Source organism: Plebeiibacterium sediminum (assembly GCF_026013605.1).
In the GTDB taxonomy this organism is placed as follows: domain Bacteria; phylum Bacteroidota; class Bacteroidia; order Bacteroidales; family Marinilabiliaceae; genus Saccharicrinis; species Saccharicrinis sediminus.
The window spans coordinates 34,213-55,502 of record NZ_JAPDPJ010000044.1; the positions used below are offsets into that span (position 1 = coordinate 34,213).

A 21,290-nucleotide genomic window follows, 5' to 3' on the forward strand; every position below is an offset into this window, starting at 1 on the left:
TTATAATAAAGAGTTAATTGTAGCTACAATTTTTTGGGTAAGTTTTTCCGGATTAGTTCGTGCATTTAAAAATGCTTCTGAAGTAAGGTCAATCCTCTTATCTCCACTCACAATTAATAAGGTCTGACCACTCACTTTAAATTTCTCTGCAAGTTCTGTTTCATTCTCTCTGTTGATAGATACAAAGCCAACCTGATCTATAAAGTTTTGCTCAATAGTTTCTTTTGTTACTTCTTCAACTGCCTGACATGTTGCACAACGACGTGTAGCATGAAAATAGTAAACCTGAACTTTTGAATCTGAGATATCATCAGCTGCAGCAACTTCCTGATCAGCTTTTTCACAACAAGATCCCAAGCAACATCCTTCTGAAGCACAAGATTTTTCTTCAACTTTAGCCTCTGTTTTTGGTGAGGAAGAATTACAACTAAATGCAATAACAGCAATTAGGCTTAATAAAGATACTTTTATGAAATTCATAATTTTTTATTGTTGGGTTAATAATTTTTTGATCTCATCTACTTTGAGTAAAGTTCCTTTTGAAACTACCTTACCATCTACTACAAGTGCTGGTGTAGTCATTACTCCAAACTCCATAATTTTAAGCATATCTTCTACTTTAGTAACTGTAGCCTCAACACCTAATTCAGCAACAGCCTCTCTTGTTGCTTTTTCTAAATTTTTACACTTGGTACATCCTGTACCTAAAACTTTAATATCCATATCTTAAATTTTTTATAAATAATGATCTCCTTATTTAAACACCATTCAATTCGTAATTCGCAAATCTACGAACATCATTCTTAAATTTTTTTACATCTTCAAAAACTCCTTAAACAAAAGTTGAGCCTCTGCCCAGTTTTCTTTATTAATACAATACTTAATCCTTGGTGCTTCTATTTCTCCCTGAATTAGTCCGGCATCCTTCAACTCCTTTAAATGCTGAGATAAAGTTGATTTTGCAATTGGCAATTCTTGCGAAATATCACCACTGTAACAGCATGATTGCTTTGATAACAGTTCTAATACATACACACGTACGGGGTGTCCCAGAGCTTTAGCATATCGTGCTAACTTCTGTTGTCGTACTGTTTCTATTTCTAATTTAAAACTCATTCAGTATTTTATTTCGTAAAATTACGAACAAATATATTAACTTCTCTTTATTTCTCAAATTTCTTTAAAACACTCTTTACCTGATACACTCAGAAAGCAATATATCTGATGATTACAATTTTATTTTAACATTTTGTAACGTTTTTATACTTATATATAGAGAAATATTTCTATATTAGTTATTATTTATATATACATTTTTAGATGTTTAATAAATAATAGACTCGAATCAGCTATAATTAAAAATTTAAATCTATGAAACGAGCCATGAGAAACTTTTTTCCCTCAGGAGAATGATTGTTTTTTCGGCGAGTTCCATGTGGCAATTTAAAAAACTAAACACATGAAAAACATCTATTTAGCAATTCTGGTACTTTTATTTTTATCATCTCCAACTTATGCAACTGATGGATATTTTGGAGTTGGATATGGTGCTCAGAACAAAGGCTTAGCCGGAGCCGGCATTGCCTGGTACAAAAACTCACTTTTAAATGGCAACCCTGCTGGTCATGTTTTACTTGGTAAAAAGTATCAAATAGGAGTTGGATTCTTTAATCCGAACAGGCAATATACCGTAACTGGCAATCCATCCATGAAGCCCGGAACTTTTGGATTAATGCCTGGTACGGTTGAAAGTGATTCAAAATTATTTTTAATGCCTAGTATGGGCGCTAACTGGATGATTAATGAACAAAGCAGTTTTTCAGCCACCCTATTTGGTAACGGAGGTATGAATACTGATTATCCACCGAGTGATATGGGAGGGACTAAAATGGGAACTTTTGGCGCTCCGGGAAGAACTGGTGTAAATCTGGCGCAAATGTTTGTGGGCTTAACTTATTCACGCAAAATTGCAGAAAAACACAGTTTGGGTGTAACAGCTCTTCTCGCCTATCAGTATTTTGAAGCAAAAGGGCTTATTGGCTTTTCTCAAATGTCACGTAATCCATCAAAACTTACTGATAATGGAACTGATGGTTCTTTTGGTTATGGAATAAAAATTGGTTATATGGGCGAAATTATTGATGGGTTAACCCTTGGAGCAAGCTATCAGTCAAAACTTTTAATGGGTGAATTTGATGATTACGCGGGTCTGTTTGCTGAACAGGGAGACTTTGATATTCCTTCAACCTGGACTGTGGGTTTAGCATACGAAATAACCAATAATTGGGCTGTGATGGCTGATTACAAAATGATTAATTATTCGGATGTTGCAGCTGTATCGAATAAGATGAATGTAATGACTACAATGCTTGGTGACGATAATGGATCGGGTTTTGGATGGGAAGATATTTCAGTAATTAAAATCGGTACAGAATATTCCGGAATTGAAAACTGGACTTTAAGAGCTGGATATTCACATTGCGAACAACCAATCCCCAGTTCTGAAGTAATGTTCAATATATTAGCTCCCGGAGTCATTGAAAACCATATTACCATTGGCTGTTCAAAATATTTTGGAGAATCCGGTAAAGGTATTCATGCTTCTATTGTATATGCACCGTCAACAACTGTAAAAGGAGACAATCCACTGGATTTTGAATTTGACAATACAGGTAATCCTGTAGGTTATAACCAAACGATTGAACTTGAAATGAATCAGTTTGAATTAGAAATTGCATTTACATTTTAAATAATTGTTATTCCATTTGATTTTAAGCCGGATTTTTCCGGCTTTTTTTATGCATTTTAGTCAAATACTGCAAAATATCATGTTATATTTTTAACATATTTAGTATATTTATGTTATATATTTAACAATCAATCTAAGGCAATGATTTGGATTTTCAAATTTATGTATGATAAGTTCGAAAGAATCGAGGTGACAGACCGCCTGTGCTCCTTATAACCCTTATTGCCCACTTTGACTATTTAAAATCTAAAATTTACATTCCGTTTACATACTCATGGCTGGGCATTATCATCCCGTTTTATTGTTTAACGCCCAATTTCTGAAGTATGGAAACAAAGAAACTAAATTTAAAGAAATCTTTTGCAGAATTTGAAAAAGGAAAAGCGCTGATTCCTGGTGGTGTACTCGGCATCCGACGTCCTTACAATTTTGTTCCTGGTGAGTTCCCAATATATTTTGATGAAGGTAAAGGCGGCAGAGTTAAGGACATTGATGGTAATGAATATATCGATTACTTGTGTGCTTACGGACCTACTATTTTAGGCAACAGAGAAGAAGAAGTTGACCTGGCGGTGATAAATCAAATTCAAAATAAAGGCTTCTGCTTTTCTTTAACTCAAAGGTATCAAAATCAACTTGCCGAAAAATTGAATGAACTGATCCCCTGTGCAGAGATGAGTTTATTTGTTTGTACTGGTTCAGATGCTACTACTACAGCCATACGTTTAGCCCGATCCTATACCGGAAAAAATAAAGTAATGCGCTGTGGCTATCATGGCTGGCACGACTGGTGTGTTGAGGTAAAAGGAGGTATCCCCAAAAAACTTTACGAAGATGTCTACGAGTTTAAATACAACAGTCTGGAATCTCTGGAATTGTTATTACAGGAGCATATAAACGATACAGCAGCTGTTATAATTACTCCTTTAGGACATCCATTGGCAGCTCCTATCGAAGAACCTGAAAAAGGATTTTTGGAAGGTGTTAAAAAACTGTGTGAACATTATCATACTGTTTTAATATTCGATGAAATAAGAACAGGTTTCAGGGTTTCTTTAGGAGGGGCACAAGAATACTATGGAGTAACACCTGATTTAGCTGTTTTTGGCAAAGCAATGGCCAATGGTTACCCTATAGGTGCAGTAACCGGAAAAGCAGATATCATGAAAGAAGGTGAAAGTAATGTATTTATATCTTCTACTTTTTTCCCAAACAGTTTGAGCTATGTTGCAGCACTTAAAACCATTGAAATACTTGAGCGGGAAAAGGTAATTGAGGCGATCTGGAAAAAGGGAGCACATTTTAATGAACAAGTTGGCAATCTGTTAAGAAAGTATCCTGTAGGTGCAAGAATTAGTGGAATTCCACCCATGATGTTTATCACTTTCGATAAAGACAATGATGGTATTTACAAAGCCAAGAGAAATGATTTCTATACTGAATTAATAAGAAGAAAAGTATTTCTTCAACCCTATCATCACGGATATATCTGCTATCGTCATACGCAGCAAGATTTGGATTATACCATAAGCGCCATTGAAGAGTCTCTCATTTACCTTACAAAAAAGTATGAATATAAGGCTGTTTTATAAAAGATAAAGCAAGAGATAATTGACAACAAAAAACAATGAACGAAAAAGAATTACATAAAGGGCTAGGAAAATTGTTTGGTGCTCCAAATACAGATGATATGAGATTATTTTTTAAAGGTAAGAATAAAGCCATGAAAAATAAACTTACATCTGTATCCGAAGCTGTAAGTTCACTGGTTATGGATGGTGATTATTTAGCTATTGGTGGATTTGGAGGTGTTAGAATACCCACTGCAATTATCCATGAAATTCTACGTCAAAAGAAAAAAAATCTGGGTTTTGCAGGACATGTTTCTACCCATGATTGCCAGTTATTAAGTGCAGGCAAATGTTTTAACAGATGTGATGCTGCCTATATTGTTGGATTGGAAGCTCGGGGATTATCAAAAAATGCAAGACGTATTTTTGAGTCCGGAGATATTGAAATTACAGAATGGTCAAATGCGGCATTAGCATGGCGATTTAAGGCTGCAGCCATGGGTATTCCATTTCTGCCAGCCAGAGTAATGCTAGGTACAGATACATTTAAATACTCTGCAGCTATTGAAATGGAATGCCCCTTTACACAACAAAAACTGACCGCATTACCAGCTCTGTATCCTGACGTAGCCATTATTCATGTTCATAAAGCCGATGTATTTGGTAATTGTCAGATTAACGGAATACTTGTAGCTGATGATGATATTTCTAAAGCCTCAAGAAAAGTTATCATAACTACAGAAACGATCATCAGCAACGAAGAAATAAGACGCGAACCGGAAAAAACAGTCATCCCATATTGGTATGTAGATGCTGTAATTGAAGTACCATATGGTTCCTATCCAGGCAATATGCCGGGTGAGTACTTTTCTGATGAAACCCATCTTAAAAAATGGCTTTTAGCAGAAAAAGATCAGGAAACATTTGAAAAGTTTATAGAACATCAAATTTACTCCTCTGCAGACTTTTATGAATATCTGGAAAAGAATGGCGGAATGAATAATATGAAAGAACTGGTACGACTGGAACATTTGTATTAATGAGCATCTCAAAAATAAATATAAAGTCCATAAAGAAAGGAACGGTTCTTTAAAGGCTGGATAAAACAAAGAACCGTTCCTTAATCGTCTTTGCAATAACAGGCCCGATAAAGCCTTACTCGAAGTTTTTGAAACTAATAAACTAAATCGACCATGAAGGCAAGATACAATCCTATGGAACTCATGATTACTATTGCAGCCAGGAATCTGGAGGATGGAGCAATGGTTGTTGTTGGAACAGGAGTGCCTTGTGCTGCTGCAATGTTGGCACAAATGACTCACGCCCCTAATCTCACCATTTTATTTGAGGCCGGAGGCGTCGCTCCTATCCTGCCAACCATGCCTATTTCTGTTGGAGATTCAAGAACGACACATAAAGCGCTTAAAGCTACTTCTATGGCAGAAATCATGGAATTATGCCAGGCAGGGATTGTGGATTATTGTTTTTTAGGCGGCGCACAAATTGATAAGTATGGAAACCTGAATTCAACCATAATTGGCAATGATTACTATAAACCTATAACACGATTTCCGGGAAGTGGTGGAGCCAACGACTTAGCATCTCTCTGCTGGAAAACCCTGGTAGTAACGCCTCAAAACCAGAAAAGATTTGCCAATAAAGTTGATTTTATAACCACGCCGGGATATTTACAGGGAGGTAATTCCAGATATGATGCCGGATTACCTGCTAACACAGGTCCTTTTAAAGTAATAACAGATATTGGTGTTTATGGTTATCATACCGAAACTAAGGAAATGATGCTATTATCCTTACATCCCGGCAAAACGATGACAGATGTACAGGAGAATACTGAATTTGAAATATTAATACCAGATCAATTTGAAACAACATTAGAGCCAACAGAGGAAGAACTTAAAACACTAAGAGAAAAGGTTGATCCTACGCAAGTCATCATAGGACGAAGCTAGCTAATAAGGTTTCTGATCCAATGTAAAATATACATCTATGTGTCCCAACCCCCAGGGGTGTTTTGTTAACAAATAAAAATCACGACTATGAACAAGATGATGATAACATGCGCTGTTTGTGGAGCTGAAACCACTCGAAAGCAAAATCCCAATTTACCATTATCACCTCTCGAAATTGCTCAATCGACTTATGAAGCTTATTTAAAAGGAGCTGGTATCGTTCATCTTCATGTTCGTGATAAAGATGGCAATCCCACTCAGGATCCTGAGATTTTTAAAGAAGCCATTCGGCTAATTAGAGAAAGGTGTGACATCGTAATTGAAATAACTACTGGTGGAGCAGTTGGAATGACCGACGATGATCGAGTTGCTGTAATAGAAGCACTTCAACCGGAAATGGCTTCGTTAGATTGTGGTACTGTGAATTTTGGTAATGAATACATTGTAAATACCCTACCAACAATGAGACGTTTCGCTAAAGAAATGCAAAAATATGATGTTCATCCTACTCTGGAGTGTTTTGATATTTCACACATCACAGCAGCCAATGTTTTAATAAAAGAAGGATTATTAAAACCTCCATTTCATTACGGATTAGTAATGAACGTACCCGGAGGAATTCCCTATGATGTTGAATTGTTACAATTTTTGGTAAACAGATTACCAGAAGGAGCCTACTGGACTGTAATGGGAATTGGAAAAGCCAGTCTGCCAGCCCAGTATGGAGCGGTAAGCATTGGTAATGGTTTTATAAGAGTTGGTTTCGAAGACAATGTTTACTACTCCAAAGGCGTATTGGCTGAAAGTAACGCCCAAATGGTAGAAAGAGCTGCAAGAATAGCCTTAGAAGCCGGGTATGAAATTGCAACTCCCACTGATGTAAGAGCACTTTTTCAATTAAAAGGAATATAAGCCTGTTAATTAGTAGAATATGGAATTAAAAGGAAATAAATACGGAACACACAGAGTGATTGAACCACAAGGCGTTTTACCTCAACCAGCAACTGTTGTCAATAACAACATGGATCTGTTATATGACAATGAAATACGCATTGATGTGGATATTTTAAATATTGATTCAGCCAGTTTCACACAAATAAAAGAACAGGCAAATGGTAACATCAGCCGTATTAAATCTATCATAAAAAATATTGTAGCCCAGCATGGTAAATTGAAAAATCCGGTGACAGGATCTGGAGGAATGCTCATAGGTACAGTTGAAAAAATTGGATCTGCAATTCAGCAGCAATCTGATATCAAAGTTGGTGACAGAATAGCAACACTGGTGTCATTATCGTTAACACCCTTAAAGATCGATGAGATAATTGAAGTCAAACCTGAAATTGATCAGATTAAAGTCAGCGCTAAAGCTATTCTATTCGAAAGTGGAATTTATGCCAAACTTCCAGCTGATATTTCAGAAACACTCTCGCTTGCTGTTCTTGATGTTTGTGGTGCTCCGGCACAGACCCAACGTTTGGTAAAAAAAGATGATACAGTTGTTGTGATTGGAGCCGGAGGTAAATCAGGAATGCTTTGCTGTGCTGCTGCTAAAGAAATTGTTGGTGATAAAGGGCTGATTATTGGCATTGATTATAATGATGAAAATATAAGCCGGCTAAAAAAAGTTGATGTGTGCCATCAGGTAATAAAGCTTAATGCAAGCCATGCTTTGCAATGCTACCAATCCATAAAAGAACTCACTAGTGGATCTATGGCTGATGTTGTCATCAATAATGTAAACATTCCTAATACCGAAATGGGCTCTATACTAATGTGTAAAGACCGTGGTACGGTTTACTTTTTTAGCATGGCTACTTCGTTTACAAAATCTGCTTTAGGAGCTGAAGGCATAGGTAAAGATGTTGACATGCTTATTGGCAATGGCTATGCTGCCGGACATGCACAGTTGGCCCTGGATATCATCAGAAGAAATGAAAAGATAAGAACGCTTTATGAAGAGCTGTACACGTAGAGGAATAGGGAGAAGGGAACAGGGAGAAAGGAGAAAGGAGAAAGGAAAAAGGAGAAGGGAGAAGGGAGAAGGGTTAGGAAATAAAAAAATCTACATAATGAAAAGAAAATTCGCACATGTTAATTATAAGGATATTCCTCTTTTCAAGGATGTAACAGAGGAGGAATGGAATGACTGGAAATGGCAGATGCGAAATGCCATAAGAGATATTCCTACGCTTGAAAAGGTACTAGAACTGAACGAGGAAGAACGTGATCATTTGTCGCAAACACTGGATCAGTTTAAAATGGCTATTACCCCATATTATGCAGCTTTAATGGACAAAGAAAACAATGATTGTCCCATTAGAAAAATGGCTGTTCCCCAATTAAAGGAGTTGTATGTTGATCCATCAGATCTTAATGATCCTTTAAATGAAGATGGCGATTCTCCGGTTTCAGGACTTACTCATCGATACCCTGACAGAGTTTTGTTAATGGTTACACGAGAATGCTCTATGTACTGCCGCCATTGTACCCGGCGCCGCATTGTTGGTGAAACAGATACTAGTTCCGGGAAAGATCAGCTTCAAAGAGATTTTGATTACATACGCAATACTCCTGAAATACGGGATGTAATTATTTCCGGTGGTGATCCTCTTGTTTTAAGCGATGAACGCATTGACTATATTTTAACTGAACTCAGAAAAATAGATCATGTTGAAATCATTAGAATAGGCAGTCGAATGCCTGTGGTTCTTCCACAGCGTATTACTGATCATTTGTGCGAGGTTATAAAAAAGCACCATCCGGTTTACGTAAACACACACTTCAACCATCCTAAAGAAGTAACTATTGAAGCACAAAAAGCATGTGAAAAATTAGCTAATGCAGGTGTTCAACTGGGTAATCAAAGCGTGCTATTAAAAGGCATTAATGATTGTCCGAATATTATGAAAGGATTGGTTCACGATTTACTAATGATCAGAGTGAAACCTTATTATATCTATCAATGCGATTTATCTGAAGGCATATCTCATTTCAGAACAACTATTTCAAAAGGTATTGAAATCATTGAAAATCTAAGAGGTCATACTTCAGGAATGGCGGTTCCAACTTTTGTTGTTGATGCTCCTGGCGGAGGAGGCAAAATACCTGTTATGCCCGATTATTTGATATCTCAAACTGAAAAAAGAGTAGTCCTTAGAAATTATGAGGGTATGTTATCAAGCTACACGCAGCCATCTGATTACCATAGTCACGATCCTCAAAAATGCGAATATTGTCAGAATGAGTTTTTATGGGCAAAAGATGGTGTGGCTAAATTATTAAATGAAGGAGGAACTTTGAAACCACAAGAATTAAGAAGAGAGCAAAGAACAAATGGAAAGCATTAGAATATTGTTGACAGTAGGCAGTTGACAGTAAGCAGAGGGCAGTAGGCAGTTGACTAAAAATAAATGATTTAAAAAGAAATAAAAGTGTTAAGTAATCATTGGTCATATCAGTTTTTAAATCACACTACATTTATCCTGGGCAATGGAAAAAATGCGGGTAAAACAACTTTTATGAATCTGGCCTTGAGCTATATTCGAAAAGAGGTCACTCCTACATTTCTTTCGGTAGGTATAGATGGTGAGATCAGGGATTTGATAGATGGTAGAAGCAAACCTCAAATATCAACATTCCCCCATGACATAGTGGTTACATCGCTTGCTATGATTAAGAAAAGCGATGGTCAATTTAAATTACTTAAGGCTTTTCCATTTTATACAACTTTGGGTCAAATAGTAATTGCACAAAACCTAAGAAGCGGCAAAATTGAACTGGTTGGACCGGAGAATAACAACCAGTTAACCTGTATTATTAATTATTTAAGGAATGAGCTCAATTGCAAGACTATTGTAATTGATGGAGCTGCAAACAGGAAAACACCACTTAGCTCATTTAAAAACGCAGGGTTCTTTTATGTCATCAGCATTAATAAAAGAACACTTGCAAAAGCTCTTGAAACCTGCAAACTACTTGCATTGAGTTCATCCTTAAAATCAAATAGTAATTATGATACCATTGCAAGAACATACCAACTTAAAGGTGCCTTAACCTCTTCAAAAATTACAGAAATACCTGAAGATATTGCCTGCTTAGAGGTGGACAACTTCACGTCTATTTTCCTTAACTACAAGCAAATTATACAATTACAAAAGCAAGTAATAATACGAGTTCAAACCATATATAATCTGAATGGCTTTGTGGTGATTTTAAAAGAGATTGAAAGCACTGAGTTTATTGAAAGGTACAATCAGGAACACATTAATGCAGAACTAATTATCAATCCATATGCCTGTTAAAGATGCCATACTATTTTCCAATTTTGAGTGGTTTTACAATTTATACAAACCACACTCTCCTTATGGTTTAGAAGCCAAAGAGAGGGCATCATTTATCGTGGATTATGATGAGCTGGAAAAACAATATACAACTACGGATCTTTTTATTGATTTTATCAAAACCAACATTGATTACGCCATAAAAGTTGAATACCATTTATCTAAAACAGACCGTTTAAATACACTAGATAAAGAAGATTTTGACGCCGCTGACTTATTGCTTATTAAAAAGCTTTTAATCCATTATAAAGCAATTGCTCAAACATTACCTTCAAATATTAAAGAATTCATTGATATTGATTTCAAATCATCCTCTTTATTAATTGCTTTATCTCCCAATAATGACAAAAGTGAAACATTTTATCTATCCTCTTCATTTAGTGATGATTTACTAAAAACAAGAAGTAAGATTGTAGAACAGGATAGGATAATATCCGAACTTAAAAAAACGATCTACCAGAATATCAAAAGTAACCTGAATCTTGATTTTACAGATCATGATTTCTTACTTGTAAATAATTCAAAAACTCAATTATTTAAAAGTAGTCTGATTCAAACTGAATTTTATGATAGCCTTATGATGATGGTTAAACCTGCTTTTCCTTCAGACTATATCAACGCCCTATTAACAAAGGAAGATTTGTTAAACGAGGAAGCTGAGGAAGAAAAACAGGTCTTATTGCAATTATCTGGTCTTATTCATCATGAAGAACAACAAATTAATCAATACATCAATCATATTGAATGGATTGATACCAATATGGCTAAAGCTAGATTGGCTGTTCTGTTTAATCTAAACAAACCTCATCTCGGCAAAGATCAAACTATAAATGTATCTCTTGGAAGATGGCTGTCTCTGGAAGATGAACATTCAAAGGCAGGATTAAAATATACTCCGTTAACAGCAGATTTTGATCGTAATACGATACTGCTATCTGGTTCAAATATGGGAGGAAAAACAGTTTTACTTAAAACGCTAACCTTTCTGCAATTATTAGCTCAATACGGTTTTTATGTACCTGCCATAAATTTTAAAACTCAGGTCTTTAAATCCATACATATCCTCAGTAATTCGAGCAAATCAGAAACAAAAGGATTGAGTTCGTTTGGTGAAGAAATTTATCTCTTAAACAAGATTTTATCGTGCAAGGATGTCCCTGGTTTATTTATAGTTGATGAATTGGCTCAAACAACCAATGCAACCGAGGCTAAAGCCATTTTATATGCTGTTTTAAAGCACTTATCGGAATCTACTCAATTAACCAGCTTCTGTTCAACTCATTTCATCGATGTTCCCAATATTAATGGGGTATCTAAATACAAAATGAAAGGATTGAATGATAACAATTTTAAAAAATTCTATACCCACACAACGAAAACTAACATAAATGAAAAAATAAAAGTCATGAATGCTTTCATGCAATACGAAGTTGAAAAGGACAATGGCTCTCCTCCTTCTTTTGATGCGCTTACCATTGCCAAACTATTAGGTTTAGATGAAAATATCCTAAAAGAGGCCAATCAATATTTAAATAATAAAGGAACTGAATAAAACCGTAAACCATGTCATACTCAAAACTAAATCTGGATCAGCATAAAATAGAAAAAGCCCGGCAATTAGCTAAACAAATTGTCAAACCTGTAAATGATTATATTTCAAAGCATACAACAGATACTATAGAAAGAGCTACGCTAAGAATACTGGGTGCTGACGGTATTAACACTGATGGTATTCCGGTTCCTAATTTAATTGTTGATGCGCTGGGTAATAAAATTGAATTTGGAGCTACCACTTATTATATCAATGCATTAATACGCAAAAATGCGACTCCGCAACAACTCAACAAACAGATTGCAGAAGGTCTTGACATATCAACGATTACACTAACAGACAAAGTTTTAATCGAGAACAAAGCTCAGGAATTCATTCATGAATTTACAAGAAGAGTAAAACAAAATACGGACTATAGAAATCAAAAGATCACTGCGTATAAAAATAAAGAAAACAGTCCCCTGCTCTACTTAATTGTTGCCACAGGTAATATTTACGAAGATGTAAAACAAGCACAGGCTGCAGCACGACAGGGAGCCGATATTGTTGCAGTAATCAGAACAACTGGACAAAGTTTGCTGGACTATGTTCCTTATGGAGCCACAACAGAAGGTTTTGGAGGTACCTACGCAACTCAGGAAAATTTCAAAATCATGCGTAAGGCATTAGATGAAGTTGGAGAAGAAATTGGCAAATACATTCGTCTGGTCAATTACTGCTCCGGTTTATGCATGCCGGAGATTGCTGCCATGGGAGCACTTGAAAGACTGGATATGATGCTCAACGATTCGATGTACGGAATCTTATTCCGTGATATTAACATGTATCGAACCTTTGTAGATCAGAAGTTCTCCAGAATGATCAACGCCTTTGCTGATATCACAATCAACTCTGGAGAAGACAATTATTTAACTACTTCTGATGCCTACGAAAAGGCTTATACAGTAACTGCTTCACAATTTATTAATGAGCAATTTGCCTACGATAGCGGATTACCTGCACGCCTTATGGGACTGGGACATGCTTTTGAAATGAATCCTGATAAAGAAAACGGATTTCTTTATGAAATGGCTCATGCTCAAATGGCCAGAGAAATATTCCCTGAAGCTCCCTTAAAATATATGCCTCCAACCAAATATATGACAGGAGATATTTTTAAAGGTTTTATTATGAATGCCATGTTCAACTTTGTTGCCAAGGCTACCAATCAAAGCATTTTGCTTTTGGGTATGCTTACCGAAGCCATTCATACTCCGTTTATGCAAGATCGCTTTTTGGCCGTTTCAAACGCCCAATATATCATGAATAACATAAAAGACTTTGCCAATGATATTGAGTTTAAAAAGGATGGCCTCATTCAAAACAGAGCTAAAGAAGTACTGGATCAAACCATTTCGTTTTTAGAAGAAGTAAACAACAAAGGCTTATTTAATGCTATCGAACAAAAAATGTTTGCTGAAATCAGTCGCCCTAAAAATGGAGGAAAGGGATTGGATGGAGTCTACGAAAAATCTCCAGACTATTATAATCCTGTGTATGAGTATCTGGAAAATGAATTGGGACTTAAATCAATAGCTATTGAAAGGAGGAAAATAAAATGATGATTAAATCTTACGGCGATACGATAAACGACGGTGCAGTTCAATTGTCTTTTACACTACCTGTTCGTCACTCAGCCAAGGCTGATGAAGCTGCAAAACAATATGCCCATAAGCTGGGATTCTATGAAGTGGAGATAGTCTATTCGAATGCTTTATCTGATGAATTTTCCTTTTTTGTAGTTTATGGAAAAACTCATGTACAAATAGATTACGATAAGATTGAAGTGGAAGATGTCAGTAAATCAATGGATTTTTATGAGGTAAACGATTTTATCAAAGAGCATATAAAACGCCAAGTTGTAGTGGTTGGTGCCTGTACCGGAACCGATGCACATACTGTAGGTATTGATGCCATTATGAATATGAAAGGTTTTGATCAGCATTATGGACTGGAACGATATCCTATGATAGAAGCCTATAACCTTGGAGCCCAGGTTTCAAACGAAGAATTGATAAAAAAAGCAATTGCACTAAAAGCCGACGCCATTTTAGTATCTCAGGTTGTCACTCAAAAAGAGGTTCATATTCATAACATGACTGAGTTAATTGAACTGATGGAAGCTGAAGGAATCCGATCGGATATCATTGTTATTGCCGGAGGTCCCAGAATAGGAAATAAACTGGCTATGGAACTTGGTTACGATGCCGGATTTGGCAGAGGTACTTATCCGGAAAACGTGGCGTCATTTATAGTAGAGAAAATGGCTAGTAAGGCAATGCAATACTAAAATTATCAATTTGGTAAAATCTCATTTAAAAGAAAAACTTAAATCATGAAGAAAGAAATCTATATTGTTGATGCGGCAAGAACAGCCATTGGAAGCTTTGGCGGATCATTATCAAATATATCTCCTGCAGAAATGGGTGCTACTGTAGTTAAAGAACTTTTTAAAAGAAACGGACTCACAGGAAACGAAGTTGATGAGGTATTAATGGGGTGTATCTTACAAGCTGGTCATGGTCAAAATGTTGCACGACAAATAGCCATTAAAGCAGGTATCCCTGTTGAAAAAACAGCCATGTCAATAAATATGGTTTGCGGTTCAGGTTTACGCAGTGTGGCACTTGCTGCACAAAGCATTATTGCCGGAGATAGTGAACTCATAATTGCAGGTGGCTCAGAAAGTATGTCGCAAGCTCCTTACCTACTCCCAAAGGCAAGAACAGGTTATAGAATGGGAGATCAAACCGTGGTAGATTCAATGATTTATGATGGATTAACAGATATTTTTAACCATTACCACATGGGTCTAACAGCCGAAAACCTGGCCGAAAAATATCATTTATCCCGGGAAGCTCAGGATGAGTTTGCTGCCAACTCTCAAAATAAAGCAGAAAGAGCCATTAACAAAAATCGCTTTGAGGCAGAAATTGTTCCAATAGAAATACCACAGCACAAGAAAGATCCAATCATTTTTAAACAGGATGAATTTGTTCGGTTTGGGGTAACACCAGAATCACTGTCCAAACTCCGTCCGGCCTTTAAAAAGGAAGGAACAGTTACTGCTGCAAATTCCTCAGGTATTAACGATGGAGCCGCTGCTGTTATTGTTGCCAGCAAACAAGCCTGCGATAAGTATCATTTGAAACCAATGGCTAAAATTGCCTCCTACGCCTGGCATGGTACAGATCCGGCATACATGGGTCTGGGACCTGTAGAAGCCATCAAAAAGGCCTTACAAAAAGCCAATTGGTCACTTGAAGAACTAGAACTTATAGAAGCCAATGAAGCTTTTGCGGCCCAATCTCTCGCTCTTATGCAGGAGTTACATCTAAATCCTGAAATCACCAATGTAAATGGTGGTTCTATTGCTCTGGGGCATCCCATTGGTTCCAGTGGTACACGAATTTTAACTACACTGATTCATGAAATGGTCAAACGAAAATCAAAAAAAGGATTAGCCTCTCTTTGCATCGGAGGAGGTATGGGAATAGCCATGTGTATTGAAGGGGTATAGCATACTGATTTACGCTCTACATCTAACATCAACTTATATGTAAATAGATCTATTTTTTAATACTGTATATCAAAACCATTAGTAACGTACCCGTTTATTTCTTAACTTGAATAGGTTAAAATACGAGGGGAATGGTATGGAAAATTTTACAAATGTTACAATTCGCGATACGCACGAATTAAAAAAGGTAAATATTACATCTGATTCCAAACCTGATATTAATGATTTAACCATTGCAAAATGGCAGACATTAATTGATACACTAGCTAAAATTGTAGACGTTCCTTCGGGACTGATTATGCGGTTGAATAAAGATTCTATTGAAGTATTTCTAAAAAGTAACACCGATAACAATCCCTATGTTTTACACGAAAAAACACCTCTAAAATATGGTTTGTATTGCGAAACTGTAATTGGTACTCAAAAACAACTTATTGTTTCTGATGCATTAAAAAGTTCAATATGGCGTATAAACAATCCGGATATTGATCTTAATATGATTTCGTATTTGGGTGTACCCATCAATTGGCCTGATGGAGAATGCTTCGGTACTGTTTGTGTTTTAGATCACAAAGAAAACAACTTCAGCAATGACTTTATTGATTTAATACACCAAATCAAACAACATATTGAGGTTGATTTACAACTTATTCTGCACAATAAAGAACTTGAAGAAATTAACGAAGTAAAAACAAAATTTCTATCTCTTATTTCGCATGATATCAGAGGTAACCTAGGTACCATCCATCAGTTTTTACAATTAATTACTTCTAATTTTGATCAATTCAATTCATCTGAATTAAAAAAAACATTGATATCACTAAGTCAAATTAGTTCCTCATCATTTACTACTCTTGATAATTTGCTTAAATGGTCAAAAATTGATCTGGTAAAATTAAAAGCGCATATAGAGCCTGTAAATATCAATGAAATCATAAAAGAACTTTTATCGTTCTTTAATCTTGCCCTTAAATTAAAATCCGTTCATATAAATACATCCTTCGATTCTGATGAAATGATGATCAATACAGATAAAAATATGCTTACTGCTATTTTGAGAAATCTAATCTCCAATTCAATAAAATACAACAAAGTAGAAGGTAAAATCAATATTAAAGTTACCCGGCAAAACAACAAACATATTATCTCCATAAAAGATACCGGAATTGGTATACCTGAACCTGATTTACAAAATTTATTTAAATACAGTATTAAACAATCGTTAAATTCTAAAGAGCACATCAGTACACAAATAGGCTTAATTTTAACCAAAGAATTTATTGATAAAATTGGTGCTACTATAAATGTTGACAGTACAATCAATGTAGGAACAACGGTTAAAATAACAATCTAAAACTCAAATCTAAAATATCAACCACATCTTATAAAATCCATATTCTGTTTTCATCTAAATCATATTTTATCTTCCAATTAAGATAATTCTACAACAAAATATCAATAATTTTGAATTATTAAATATTATATTCGAAGTGGTTATTGGCAATACACAAACAATAAACGGATAAAGGTTTTATAACGCATAGGCTTTCAATAAATATTATGCGCGCAACGCAACCACATATAAATCAAATCATCATCAATAAAAACATATAAAGAAATAATAAACATGAAAAACATCCATTTACTATTAATCCTGACAGTAAGTATTCTTTTGGGTTGCAAAGATGATGATTGCGGAGAGTGCTTTACTCCTCCTAAAAACTTTATTTTTGAAATTGTGGACAAAACCAGTGGTGAAAATTTATTTACCAACAATACTTTTGATCCTGAAAACCTAACCATCACCAATGCGCTTAAAAACAATGAACCTATAGATTATATGTTTATTTCTGAAGATAATATCAACCTCATTCAGATAGGCTCCATTGGTTGGGAAACAGAAATTGTGAATTTGAATATTAGTATTTCTGACCAGCAAATATTTAGTTTTTATGTAGATGCTGAAAGAAAAATGGGAGAATGTTGCAGCTATACAAAATACAACGAAATTTCAGTTGAAAATTCAGCGTTTGAATATGATACACAAACTGCGATTTATAAAATATTTGTTGAATAAAGGCATTTATAAGGTGGGTAACAACTTAATTGCAATCTATTAAATATCAACACTTAAACTAAACAAAACCTATTATTATGAATAACCAACTTACCATACAAAATATTTTTAACGAGTTAACAAAACAATATAACATCATCGAGTATCAGAACCTTGATTTAAGATATTTTGATCTGGTAAATATGAAGGAAAATCCAAGAATTGTAAATACGTGGCAGGTTAATAAAGGCCTAAACAACTTTATATTATGCCACGTACAATATTCTTATAGCTATCAGGTTGTTGATCGTATTGGCGGACACCAGGAAACTGATGATTCAGATTATTTATTCGGATTCATAGCCACTGATATTGATTTTGGTCACTCCTACTTTCGACCGGAAACCTTAATGGATAAACTGATTGAATTTTTCTCTCCTACGGAAATTGATTTTAAAGAGTATAAAAGTTTTAGCAAAAAGTTCTACGTATTAACTAAAGATGAAAAGAAATTACGATCCTGGATCTCTAAAGATTTAGTGAACCTGTTTGAAAAAACTCCAAAAATTGAAATTGAATTTAAAGATAAATATTGCCTGTTTAAACTCCCTAAATCAGTTGATATTGAGGAAACAAAATTGCTTTGTGATTTTGGGCTAAAATTAAATAAAATATTAAATCAATAGTTATGAGACACTACCTTAACAAGCAACAACATATTTCTCTATAAATAAGATTTTGTATTTCCTATCGTAGCTATTTATCCTATTGATATATTTAAGTGCTTACCTAAACCAATTTCAATCAACTTAAAATATGTGGATATTTGAATATCACTTTGTCCTCTTTCAATTCTGGATATGTAGCTTTTCTTAGTTCCTGTACGTTCTGCTAATTCTTCTTGTGTAACATTGGCTTCTTTTCTTGCTTCTTTTAGCATTACTCCTAATCTAAAAGCTAAGGAATCCGCATCATATTTATCTCTTTTGGGAGTTCCTTTTTCTCCATACTTATTTTTTAGTAAGTCTTCAAAGTCTGTAACGTTTTTCATCTTATTGTCCTCCAAGTTTTTCTGTTAAGTACTCTTTTTTCAATCTTTCTGCTAGTTTTATTTCCTTTCTCGGTGTCTTTTGAGTTTTCTTTACAAAACAATTTGTTAATACAACAAGTTCTCCTTCATCTTGAAAGCATAATATCCGAATACTCTTAAATGTAGTTATTACTCTGACTTCCCATATTCCATCCGTATTCTCTAATAACTTAAAAAATTTCTTCGGAACTAGTCTTTCAAACCTTACTAAATCAAGTACATATTCAATTTTTACTTGAACTTTTAAATCTTGACTTGTATAAAAGTCTACAAAGTTGTTCCTGTATGCTATTATCTTTCGAATCATCTACAAAGTTAACTATTCGGTTTACTTTTTCAAAGTCAATTATATTTTTTGTACCGTTTGGGAATTTGAGTCATGCATAAATGTTTCACTATTGACCTCGACTAGTGAATATAAAAACAAGTTTTTTATAATGAAGCAGGTGCAGTCTTGATTTTCTTTGCTTACTTTCTTTTATCAAGAAAAGGATAGAAAGTCTGGGTTTTAGGGATGACATCCTTAACTGATTGATATTATAAAAGAAGTTTCAATCCTTGATTCACATTACTAGTTTATTCTATTATCGGGATCATAAGAAAAGTAACTGTATCTTTTTTTATTTCATTAAGATATCCTGTTTCTGAATCCAACAAATAATTTTCTTTAAGTTCTAAAGTTTTGTATCCTTCTTTCTCGAAAATAGCAGTAAAACTGTCATCGCATTTATTTATTATCCCTCCACAAGTATAAAAGTCTATAGCATAAAAATAACCTTTCTTATCAGTTCTCGCTTCTATTGTTTCATAATTAGAAGCCATGGTTACCTGAACATTTTCAATCCTCTCTCCTGTATTTTTATCAATAACTACCCCTTCTAATCCAGTTACTCCATTTATTGGGAAACTATCACATGTATATTGCCCAACGTTTACAGGATGAAAGAGTTGTCAATTGACGTATTACCTAACTTGATGCGAGATGTAAATCTCCAAAATATAACGTACTGGCAATTTTTTATTAGCGCATGGTGCTAATAGTAATTTTATAGGTCAACAGATAACTTTAGGTGTCCTCCCAAACCTTCTCGAATAATTCTCATTAATGTTGAAAGCCTAATGTCACTTGCATTATTTTCTATTCTTGATATATAATTTTTTGTTGTTCCTACCTTTTTTGCCAATTGCTCTTGGGTTAAATTCTGTTTTTTTCTTGCTTCCTGAATGAGCACGCCTATTTTGAATGCTTCAAACTCTTCTTCATATTTCTCTCTAGATTCTGTACCTATTTTTCCATACTTCTTATCAAGATGGTCATCCCAAGAAGTCAATCTGCTATCATTTTTCTTTTCCATCGAAGTATTCATTTTTTAATCGTTCTGCTGTTTCAATTTCCTTTTTCGGTGTTTTTTGAGTTTTTTTCTGAAATCCACTGAATAATATCACTAAAATCCCTTCATCAAAACAACAAAACACTCTATAAATATCACTACCTACTTTCACCCTTATTTCCCATAGTCCGTCAGTACCAGTAATGTGGTCAAAATATGTTTTCGGTACTATTTTTAAGCTTTGAACAAGTCCAATTGTCTAATCTATTTTGTCTTGAACCTTCTTTGTTTGAACCTTATAAAAATCCCAAAAATAATTTTCAAATACCTGTATTGTCCGTTTAAAGTTTTCCAATTGGTTAAATTTTACTCTATACAAAGTTATCTAATTAGACAACTACTTCCAATTTTATAACATTTTATATGCATCTGATATTCATGTATTATTAGCAAAGGTGAAAAAATGAAGCGTGTGGAGATTTAGCAACCTAACCTTTCAAAACTCTACTGAGCCAAAACGCATATTTGTTTTACATTTTCATTTTAAAGCAAAATCTGCGATTTGGCGGTTTTCGATTACCAAACTAAACCTCTAAATATCACGAACCCCATATGCTTTATTCTAGCGGGTTGAACTAAACCCTCAAAGCGGGAGCTTAGGCTATAACTAACAAAATTCGTAAGATAATTACATCTTCTATCATTAGTAATTTTTAAATACAATTGTAATGAGTAGAGCATCTTACCTAAAACAAGCTTGTAAAGCAGTTCATGAATTTAAAATTATCAGCGAGCAATTTTTTTGCGTAAATACACCATTACTTGAAAAATCAGACTCCTGCACCCCGTAATTACCTGATGCAAATTTCTAAGATGGTTTATTATTAACTGAAATATCACAAAAATGACAACGATAAAACCATATAAAAAGCTTTAAAAATGCCATTTAAAACACTATAAGTAAAAATCACATGATTAACACTTTACAGATTAGTTGCTGGAATATTGTTTAGTTCAACAAACCCTCCAATCTGTAGGGTATGCAAGCAACCCTACATTAGAGGCTAAG

At 34.7% G+C, this 21,290-nt stretch carries 23 protein-coding genes; 15 read left to right on the plus strand and 8 right to left on the minus strand.

Annotated features, from left to right (window positions below; all coding sequences use genetic code 11):
* The 3 genes from OM075_RS16655 to OM075_RS16665 all read right to left on the minus strand — a co-directional run bounded on the left by OM075_RS16655 (position 1) and on the right by OM075_RS16665 (position 1,116).
* Positions 1 to 480, minus strand: coding sequence for a nitrophenyl compound nitroreductase subunit ArsF family protein (locus OM075_RS16655; protein WP_301191672.1), 480 nt, complete (start codon positions 478 to 480; stop codon positions 1 to 3).
* 6 nt (positions 481 to 486) lie between these two features.
* Positions 487 to 723, minus strand: coding sequence for a thioredoxin family protein (locus OM075_RS16660; RefSeq protein WP_301191673.1), 237 nt, complete (start codon positions 721 to 723; stop codon positions 487 to 489).
* A 90-nt stretch (positions 724 to 813) separates the two neighbouring features.
* Positions 814 to 1,116, minus strand: a complete 303-nt coding sequence (locus OM075_RS16665; RefSeq protein ID WP_301191674.1) for an ArsR/SmtB family transcription factor — start codon at positions 1,114 to 1,116, stop codon at positions 814 to 816.
* A 343-nt stretch (positions 1,117 to 1,459) separates the two neighbouring features.
* Here OM075_RS16665 and OM075_RS16670 point away from each other — a divergent pair, with 343 nt between their 5' ends.
* The 15 genes from OM075_RS16670 (at position 1,460) to OM075_RS16740 (ending at position 18,486) form a co-directional block, all read left to right on the plus strand.
* A complete protein-coding gene (locus OM075_RS16670; protein ID WP_301191675.1) occupies positions 1,460 to 2,749 on the plus strand; it encodes an OmpP1/FadL family transporter in 1,290 nt (429 codons plus the stop codon).
* Between the two features lie 326 nt (positions 2,750 to 3,075).
* Positions 3,076 to 4,341, plus strand: a complete 1,266-nt coding sequence (locus OM075_RS16675; protein ID WP_301191676.1) for an aspartate aminotransferase family protein — start codon at positions 3,076 to 3,078, stop codon at positions 4,339 to 4,341.
* 35 nt (positions 4,342 to 4,376) lie between these two features.
* Positions 4,377 to 5,360 (plus strand): CoA transferase subunit A, encoded by a 984-nt coding sequence (locus tag OM075_RS16680; RefSeq protein WP_301191677.1) that lies wholly within the window; start codon positions 4,377 to 4,379, stop codon positions 5,358 to 5,360.
* 153 nt (positions 5,361 to 5,513) lie between these two features.
* Complete coding sequence (locus OM075_RS16685) at positions 5,514 to 6,290, plus strand: CoA-transferase subunit beta (RefSeq protein ID WP_301191678.1); 777 nt, start codon at positions 5,514 to 5,516, stop codon at positions 6,288 to 6,290.
* 87 nt (positions 6,291 to 6,377) lie between these two features.
* Positions 6,378 to 7,202 carry a 3-keto-5-aminohexanoate cleavage enzyme gene (kce, locus tag OM075_RS16690; protein WP_301191679.1) on the plus strand — a complete coding sequence of 275 codons (825 nt, stop codon included), beginning with the start codon at positions 6,378 to 6,380 and terminating at the stop codon, positions 7,200 to 7,202.
* Between the two features lie 19 nt (positions 7,203 to 7,221).
* A complete protein-coding gene (gene kdd / locus OM075_RS16695; protein ID WP_301191680.1) occupies positions 7,222 to 8,265 on the plus strand; it encodes an L-erythro-3,5-diaminohexanoate dehydrogenase in 1,044 nt (347 codons plus the stop codon).
* A gap of 97 nt (positions 8,266 to 8,362) precedes the next feature.
* Positions 8,363 to 9,640 carry a lysine 2,3-aminomutase gene (gene kamA, locus OM075_RS16700; protein ID WP_301191681.1) on the plus strand — a complete coding sequence of 426 codons (1,278 nt, stop codon included), beginning with the start codon at positions 8,363 to 8,365 and terminating at the stop codon, positions 9,638 to 9,640.
* A gap of 84 nt (positions 9,641 to 9,724) precedes the next feature.
* Complete coding sequence (locus OM075_RS16705) at positions 9,725 to 10,594, plus strand: hypothetical protein (RefSeq protein ID WP_301191682.1); 870 nt, start codon at positions 9,725 to 9,727, stop codon at positions 10,592 to 10,594.
* Entirely contained in the window at positions 10,584 to 12,185 is a 1,602-nt protein-coding gene (gene kamC, locus OM075_RS16710; protein WP_301191683.1) for a lysine 5,6-aminomutase reactivase ATPase KamC, read from the plus strand. Before OM075_RS16705 ends, kamC begins: the two co-directional genes overlap by 11 nt.
* A gap of 11 nt (positions 12,186 to 12,196) precedes the next feature.
* Positions 12,197 to 13,786, plus strand: coding sequence for a lysine 5,6-aminomutase subunit alpha (gene kamD / locus OM075_RS16715; RefSeq protein ID WP_301191684.1), 1,590 nt, complete (start codon positions 12,197 to 12,199; stop codon positions 13,784 to 13,786).
* Positions 13,786 to 14,514 (plus strand): lysine 5,6-aminomutase subunit beta, encoded by a 729-nt coding sequence (kamE, locus tag OM075_RS16720; protein WP_301191685.1) that lies wholly within the window; start codon positions 13,786 to 13,788, stop codon positions 14,512 to 14,514. The genes kamD and kamE overlap by 1 nt, the downstream gene beginning before the upstream one ends.
* A gap of 45 nt (positions 14,515 to 14,559) precedes the next feature.
* The gene (locus OM075_RS16725) at positions 14,560 to 15,744 is read left to right on the plus strand and encodes an acetyl-CoA C-acetyltransferase (protein ID WP_301191686.1); all 1,185 of its coding nucleotides are present in this window, start codon (positions 14,560 to 14,562) and stop codon (positions 15,742 to 15,744) included.
* A 136-nt stretch (positions 15,745 to 15,880) separates the two neighbouring features.
* Positions 15,881 to 17,098, plus strand: coding sequence for a GAF domain-containing sensor histidine kinase (locus tag OM075_RS16730; RefSeq protein ID WP_301191687.1), 1,218 nt, complete (start codon positions 15,881 to 15,883; stop codon positions 17,096 to 17,098).
* A gap of 273 nt (positions 17,099 to 17,371) precedes the next feature.
* On the plus strand, positions 17,372 to 17,821 hold the full coding sequence (locus OM075_RS16735) for a hypothetical protein (protein WP_301191688.1): 450 nt from the start codon (positions 17,372 to 17,374) through the stop codon (positions 17,819 to 17,821).
* 77 nt (positions 17,822 to 17,898) lie between these two features.
* The gene (locus tag OM075_RS16740) at positions 17,899 to 18,486 is read left to right on the plus strand and encodes a hypothetical protein (RefSeq protein ID WP_301191689.1); all 588 of its coding nucleotides are present in this window, start codon (positions 17,899 to 17,901) and stop codon (positions 18,484 to 18,486) included.
* Positions 18,487 to 18,560: 74 nt separating this feature from the next.
* On the opposite strand, the gene OM075_RS16745 is transcribed toward OM075_RS16740, so the two are convergent.
* The 5 genes from OM075_RS16745 to OM075_RS26105 form a co-directional block, all read right to left on the minus strand.
* On the minus strand, positions 18,561 to 18,851 hold the full coding sequence (locus OM075_RS16745; RefSeq protein ID WP_301191690.1) for a helix-turn-helix domain-containing protein: 291 nt from the start codon (positions 18,849 to 18,851) through the stop codon (positions 18,561 to 18,563).
* Between the two features lies 1 nt (position 18,852).
* Entirely contained in the window at positions 18,853 to 19,197 is a 345-nt protein-coding gene (locus OM075_RS16750; RefSeq protein WP_301191691.1) for a type II toxin-antitoxin system RelE/ParE family toxin, read from the minus strand.
* A gap of 269 nt (positions 19,198 to 19,466) precedes the next feature.
* The gene (locus OM075_RS16755) at positions 19,467 to 19,712 is read right to left on the minus strand and encodes a hypothetical protein (protein ID WP_301191692.1); all 246 of its coding nucleotides are present in this window, start codon (positions 19,710 to 19,712) and stop codon (positions 19,467 to 19,469) included.
* 224 nt (positions 19,713 to 19,936) lie between these two features.
* Entirely contained in the window at positions 19,937 to 20,245 is a 309-nt protein-coding gene (locus tag OM075_RS16760) for a helix-turn-helix domain-containing protein (RefSeq protein WP_301191693.1), read from the minus strand.
* Positions 20,229 to 20,477, minus strand: coding sequence for a type II toxin-antitoxin system RelE/ParE family toxin (locus OM075_RS26105; protein WP_363321628.1), 249 nt, complete (start codon positions 20,475 to 20,477; stop codon positions 20,229 to 20,231). The genes OM075_RS16760 and OM075_RS26105 overlap by 17 nt, the downstream gene beginning before the upstream one ends.
* Positions 20,478 to 21,290: the final 813 nt, after the last annotated feature.

Bases quoted from the DNA above. Each gene is read 5' to 3' on its own strand.
- OM075_RS16740 (WP_301191689.1), top strand. From the start codon at position 17,899: ATGAATAACCAACTTACCATACAAAATATTTTTAACGAGTTAACAAAA.
- OM075_RS16735 (WP_301191688.1), top strand. From the start codon at position 17,372: ATGAAAAACATCCATTTACTATTAATCCTGACAGTAAGTATTCTTTTG.
- kamA (WP_301191681.1), top strand. From the start codon at position 8,363: ATGAAAAGAAAATTCGCACATGTTAATTATAAGGATATTCCTCTTTTC.
- OM075_RS16655 (WP_301191672.1), bottom strand. From the start codon at position 480: ATGAATTTCATAAAAGTATCTTTATTAAGCCTAATTGCTGTTATTGCA.
- OM075_RS16760 (WP_301191693.1), bottom strand. From the start codon at position 20,245: ATGGAAAAGAAAAATGATAGCAGATTGACTTCTTGGGATGACCATCTT.
- OM075_RS16755 (WP_301191692.1), bottom strand. From the start codon at position 19,712: ATGGCTTCTAATTATGAAACAATAGAAGCGAGAACTGATAAGAAAGGT.
- kamC (WP_301191683.1), top strand. From the start codon at position 10,584: ATGCCTGTTAAAGATGCCATACTATTTTCCAATTTTGAGTGGTTTTAC.
- OM075_RS16665 (WP_301191674.1), bottom strand. From the start codon at position 1,116: ATGAGTTTTAAATTAGAAATAGAAACAGTACGACAACAGAAGTTAGCA.
- OM075_RS16685 (WP_301191678.1), top strand. From the start codon at position 5,514: ATGAAGGCAAGATACAATCCTATGGAACTCATGATTACTATTGCAGCC.
- OM075_RS16660 (WP_301191673.1), bottom strand. From the start codon at position 723: ATGGATATTAAAGTTTTAGGTACAGGATGTACCAAGTGTAAAAATTTA.
- kamD (WP_301191684.1), top strand. From the start codon at position 12,197: ATGTCATACTCAAAACTAAATCTGGATCAGCATAAAATAGAAAAAGCC.
- OM075_RS16750 (WP_301191691.1), bottom strand. From the start codon at position 19,197: ATGATTCGAAAGATAATAGCATACAGGAACAACTTTGTAGACTTTTAT.
- OM075_RS16670 (WP_301191675.1), top strand. From the start codon at position 1,460: ATGAAAAACATCTATTTAGCAATTCTGGTACTTTTATTTTTATCATCT.
- OM075_RS16675 (WP_301191676.1), top strand. From the start codon at position 3,076: ATGGAAACAAAGAAACTAAATTTAAAGAAATCTTTTGCAGAATTTGAA.
- kce (WP_301191679.1), top strand. From the start codon at position 6,378: ATGAACAAGATGATGATAACATGCGCTGTTTGTGGAGCTGAAACCACT.
- OM075_RS16725 (WP_301191686.1), top strand. From the start codon at position 14,560: ATGAAGAAAGAAATCTATATTGTTGATGCGGCAAGAACAGCCATTGGA.
- kdd (WP_301191680.1), top strand. From the start codon at position 7,222: ATGGAATTAAAAGGAAATAAATACGGAACACACAGAGTGATTGAACCA.
- OM075_RS16730 (WP_301191687.1), top strand. From the start codon at position 15,881: ATGGAAAATTTTACAAATGTTACAATTCGCGATACGCACGAATTAAAA.
- kamE (WP_301191685.1), top strand. From the start codon at position 13,786: ATGATTAAATCTTACGGCGATACGATAAACGACGGTGCAGTTCAATTG.
- OM075_RS16745 (WP_301191690.1), bottom strand. From the start codon at position 18,851: ATGAAAAACGTTACAGACTTTGAAGACTTACTAAAAAATAAGTATGGA.
- OM075_RS16680 (WP_301191677.1), top strand. From the start codon at position 4,377: ATGAACGAAAAAGAATTACATAAAGGGCTAGGAAAATTGTTTGGTGCT.